Origin of the sequence: Parabacteroides distasonis, from assembly GCF_004793765.1 — a bacterium.
In the GTDB taxonomy this organism is placed as follows: Bacteria; Bacteroidota; Bacteroidia; order Bacteroidales; family Tannerellaceae; genus Parabacteroides; species Parabacteroides distasonis_A.
Map to the genome: position 1 here is coordinate 1 of NZ_SRYM01000098.1, position 4641 is coordinate 4641.

Genomic DNA, 4641 nt, shown 5'->3' on the forward strand with positions numbered 1-4641 from the left:
CTTTTTTGTAGGCTATGCGACAGATCTTCTTTAGGATGGCAAGGTGGTGGCGGACGGTATCTATCGCATAGCCTTTCTCTTCCGTGACAAAGGCTTGATAGTCGTGGATGAACTGTTCCGTCAATTGTCCGAAAGCCAGATCCTTGACCTTGTACTTGGTTTCGATGAACTCCCCGAGCGTCAGCCGCATATAGTGATAGCTGGGATAAGTCCCCTTTGCCCGGTCTATGCCTATACGTGCCTTAATGTCGTCACAGATTGCATCTGTCATTTTCATGAGGGTCATCTGCGTTTCCATGCTACCTTGAAAAAGGTCTTTCACATCGATGGCGTCAAAACCAGCCTTACGGGACACAAGGCTGTCGAATGCGGCGTTTACCGCCAACAGCAGTTTTTCAATCCTGGTATTGGTTTCCACAGCTTCCTTGCTCTTGCCGTTCAGACGGCTTTCACGTGGATTCCACAATTCAGGCGTGCAGGACAGCTTGCATCCGAACTGTGCCATCGTGCGGTTCACGGTGATTCTTCCCATTATCGGGGCTTTACCCGATTTGTCCAGTCCGCTCTTTTTGAGGTAGAGCAACACCTTGAATTTTTCTACTTTCATACGCTTATATTTTTTAGTGCAAAATTACTTGCCGTATAAGCGTTCTTTGATATGCAAAATGCTGTGTATGAGCGCAAACAAAACGGTGAGGGTTTCTTTTCATTGCCTGCCGTTACCTATTCCCGTTTCGGTAACTGCCCGGCTAATGGTTTGGTAACTGAACAACCTCAATATTCCGTTATTATTTGCATTTTCTCCACTTGGCAGAATGCTGAAACAAAGCTCATTTCAAACGGTTTACGTTTTATCTTCACCTGTCCGCTTTTCCTTGCACAGCCTATCACTTTCCACGTAGCTCGGCATACTGCAGCAACGTTGAATCTTAGTTTGGGTGTACCGATAGAGACAGTTAGTAAGCTATTAGGACATACTAAGATTAGTACAACTCAAATTTATGCAAAAGTTATTGACGCAAATAAAAAGGCTGCTGTTCATAAGCAAGACGGCGTATTTGATTGATCCTTAGTAAATAGAATAATAAGTATCTTAAACTAATCATACGATATGGGTATACAAGAAAGACCATTTGAAAATATTATAAGCATGAATAACTCATTATCTGGTGATCCTATTAATGAGTTAATAACACTAAATAAATTAGAGAGAAGTATTTATAGTGAAGGTCGAAAATTAGAAACTATTATCTTGTTATCTGGTATGACATCAAAAGATAGATGGATATACATTTCTCTTATTCTTGATGATTTGTTATATCAATATGATATCTCTTGTAGAAAGGTTAGAGGAATGAATACTAATACTTTGTTATATAAAAGAGCTCTATTATTGAAGAAAGCAATCGTGGAAGTGATGGAAGTAACAAGCACACGATTAAAAATAGCATTTGATACTGATTATATAAAAGAAAGAGAAGAAAGATATGCTACAACGGGGGCTACCAGATGGGATGATTCAACCGATAAAAAATTAGATTTAGATATAGTAGAAAACATGCGGTATTTTAATGATTTAATTTCGGGGAAGATTGATAGATATTTGGAAAATTGCAAAAGTCGGTTTACGAAAAAATATGACGATGATAAATTAAAAGCTATCTGGCTTCATTTGAAAGAGGAAAATTATATTAATAGTAATACAAGTTTAGATACGTTTCTTTATTTATTGGGGAATATCGATAATGTGCCTGAGCACTTTTATATTGAATGGTTAGCTTCATTGAAGGAATTGCATGTTCTTATAGATGTGTTTTGGAAGTCAGAGCGAAATAGGTGGAAAAAGGCAAGTGAAATATTTTTATATGGTGATAAATTTTTGAACTATAGAAGCTTAACTACTGCTGTCAGTAAGGAAGATGATATTGAAAATATAGAAAAAAAATTTGCATGTTGGTTAAAAGAGAAGTGACACTCTTTAGGTGATAGTAGGTGATTTTGGGTGATACTTTTTATTATCACCCTTTTTAGTTGTTTTTTAATATGATCTTTGTTGTGTCAATACTGAGTAGGTACATATTGACAATATGTGAATATGCTGAATCTACCTACATTCAGCATTAAGATATGATAATTAAAAACAAAAAAAATGGATTCGATTAAAAATATCTTAAAAAGAATAGAGTGTAATACTCTACTTGCGACAAAGACAGTACTAACTGTTGATGATGTAGTAACTCTTACTGGCTTAAGTAAGAGTCATATATACAAGCTTACATATAGTCATCAGATACCTCATTACAAACCATCTGGAAAGCAAGTCTATTTTGATCGCTCGGAGATTGAGGAGTGGCTTAAACGAAATCGTGTTGATTCGGTAGAAGAGATAGAGCAAGCCGCCATTAATCATGTTGTAATGAATAAAAAAGGAAGGGGGAGAGTATGAAAGATGAGATAGCTTCTAAAATCTATGTCAATCTATCAAGGTGTGAGAAAGGACATGATTCATGTACTGAATATAGTAGTATGTTGCATGATATGGTACATGGTCATATGTTATATGATACGGTTGACTTTGTTCTTAATCAGAAAGATGTTCCAGAAATAGATTTGTTAGCGGAAGTGTCGCCATACTTGATGAATAGAAGTGATTGTATTGGTAATGATGGCCTCCCTTATGTACGTGGGAAATATAAGGGGTATAATGTGTATGTAAATACTCATATTCTAAAAATCAATGCTTGTAGCTTATGTAAATATTACTACGGTATCAACATGCACGATTTCCCTTTAGAGGACGTACGGAAAGCCATTGAGAGGATAGGAGAGGATTTAAACATCCCTATGGATAAGGTCATTGTGACTAGACTGGATTTAGCAATGGATTTGGAGTTACAGCGGTCTCCAATAGAATATTTCAATCGGATGTTAGATTTACCTTATTTTAGGTGTCATTCATATTCTACAGGAATTACGTTTCAAACAGCAGAGAAAGAACTTTTGTTTTACGATAAAGGAAAGGAACAGGGGAGTAATAATAAGAATATAGCTCGATGCGAGTTTCGGATAAAGAAAGTTAGGAGGTGCTTTGGGGGATCGGTTACTGCGTCAATGTTATATGATCCTAGCTTTTGGAATGATTTGCTGGATCGGTTCTTATCTTGTTATTCCAAAGTCAAGGTGAGTAAAGAGTCTTTACCGCTTGATAAGATAAATGGGATAAAGATTTTGAAAGATTGTGCCTTATGTGATTATGTTAATCGTAATGGATTTGATCCGTTGAGGTCTGGATTTAAGGCTCGTGTGCGTGATGGAGAATTGGCGCAAAGAGCCTGCAAGTCTATTATAGAAAAGATCAAGAAGTGTTGTTTCTCTTCTCAAGGAAAAGACGTTGGCCCAGAGATAGAAGAATTTGATGTGAAATTCAGGTCATTTTTGAAGTTAAAGAGATTTGATTAAATATCATTGTTTTGCCCATATTTGAGACTTGCAACGTATCTAGTCTTAATTTTTTCCTAATAAAATGTAGGAAATAATACCCTTGTCGGGGATCTGTCAAATAAATTTAGAGAGGTGGGGGATATTTCCGGAGAGGTGGTATCTCTCGCTTCTTTTGTTTTTAGAGGATATTGTTCTGTAAATGATTTTCCAAAAAAAGAATCACGATAAAACGGAATTTAGAAAATGTTCGTTATATTTGCGTGAGGTAATCACTAAAAGATGAAACAACAGATAATTAATAAGCTAAGAGGCTTTTTCTCTTTGCAACCAATAGAGAAAGCATGGGTGTTTGGTTCCTGTTCACGTGGAGAGGAGACGAAGGATAGCGATATTGATATTCTGGTTCGTTTTGACTCCCAAGCTCGTATTACATTATTCAAGTATGCGGGTATGGTGGAAGCTCTAAGCCAATTGTTGCATCGTAAGGTTGATTTGGTGGAGGAAGGACAATTGAAGGATTTCGCCGTTTCTTCTGTAGATCGGGATAAAATATTGGTATATGAGAGAGAAGCCTAAAGATAATACACGTCTACGGCATATGCTGGAGGCGATAAATAATGTTATTGAGTTCACGACAGATGTGACTTTTGAGGAGTATTCCAGAAACAAGATATTGCGTTTTGCGGTCATCAAGAATTTGGAGATTGTAGGGGAGGCGGCTTATTTGATTACAAAGGAATTTCGGGAGGAACATCAGGAGATCGCATGGAATGAGGTCATAGGCATGCGCCATGTGTTGGTGCATGGATATTATCAGATTCGGGATGAGATTGTGTGGGGAACCATTCAAACAGATCTATTTCCGCTTAAGGATAAGATAGAACGGTTGCTCTGTAAATAACTCAATGTATTGTTTTAGAAAATAACCCTTTATTGGGGGGGGATATCAAATAAATTTAGAGAGGTGGGGGATATTTCCGAGGAGGTGGTATCTTTCGCCTCTCTCATTTTTAATACGATCACTATCAACCAAGTTACCAATCTCGTACTTTTCGGCAAACTGCTATACGATAGTGCATGTTGGCGTATAAGGCGTTTTTAAGCCCGTTTTAGGCTATATAACCCCGCCCCTATATTTCTCATGTCATTAGTGTCCCATAAAAAATAGGGACTAGTTAAACATTAAATAAATTTGGCCCA

General features: G+C 37.1%; 7 protein-coding genes. 6 read left to right on the top strand and 1 reads right to left on the bottom strand.

The window, feature by feature from the left end; translation table 11 throughout:
• On the bottom strand, window positions 1-607 hold a 607-nt coding region (locus E5342_RS18590), incomplete at its 3' end, for a phage integrase SAM-like domain-containing protein (protein WP_210434983.1).
• Window positions 608-658: 51 nt separating this feature from the next.
• On the opposite strand from E5342_RS18590, the gene E5342_RS18595 reads away from it, so the two are divergent.
• The 6 genes from E5342_RS18595 to E5342_RS18620 all read left to right on the top strand — a co-directional run bounded on the left by E5342_RS18595 (window position 659) and on the right by E5342_RS18620 (window position 4342).
• Window positions 659-1066 (top strand): tyrosine-type recombinase/integrase, encoded by a 408-nt coding sequence (locus tag E5342_RS18595; RefSeq protein WP_246867168.1) that lies wholly within the window; start codon window positions 659-661, stop codon window positions 1064-1066.
• 45 nt (window positions 1067-1111) lie between these two features.
• Window positions 1112-1972, top strand: coding sequence for a hypothetical protein (locus tag E5342_RS18600; protein ID WP_135960042.1), 861 nt, complete (start codon window positions 1112-1114; stop codon window positions 1970-1972).
• 177 nt (window positions 1973-2149) lie between these two features.
• Window positions 2150-2446, top strand: a complete 297-nt coding sequence (locus E5342_RS18605; protein ID WP_135960043.1) for a helix-turn-helix transcriptional regulator — start codon at window positions 2150-2152, stop codon at window positions 2444-2446.
• On the top strand, window positions 2443-3459 hold the full coding sequence (locus E5342_RS18610; protein WP_005865083.1) for a hypothetical protein: 1017 nt from the start codon (window positions 2443-2445) through the stop codon (window positions 3457-3459). Before E5342_RS18605 ends, E5342_RS18610 begins: the two co-directional genes overlap by 4 nt.
• Before the next feature lie 261 nt (window positions 3460-3720).
• A complete protein-coding gene (locus E5342_RS18615) occupies window positions 3721-4017 on the top strand; it encodes a nucleotidyltransferase family protein (protein WP_036633026.1) in 297 nt (98 codons plus the stop codon).
• Window positions 4001-4342, top strand: coding sequence for a HepT-like ribonuclease domain-containing protein (locus tag E5342_RS18620; protein WP_044548218.1), 342 nt, complete (start codon window positions 4001-4003; stop codon window positions 4340-4342). The genes E5342_RS18615 and E5342_RS18620 overlap by 17 nt, the downstream gene beginning before the upstream one ends.
• The last annotated feature ends 299 nt before the right edge of the window (window positions 4343-4641 follow it).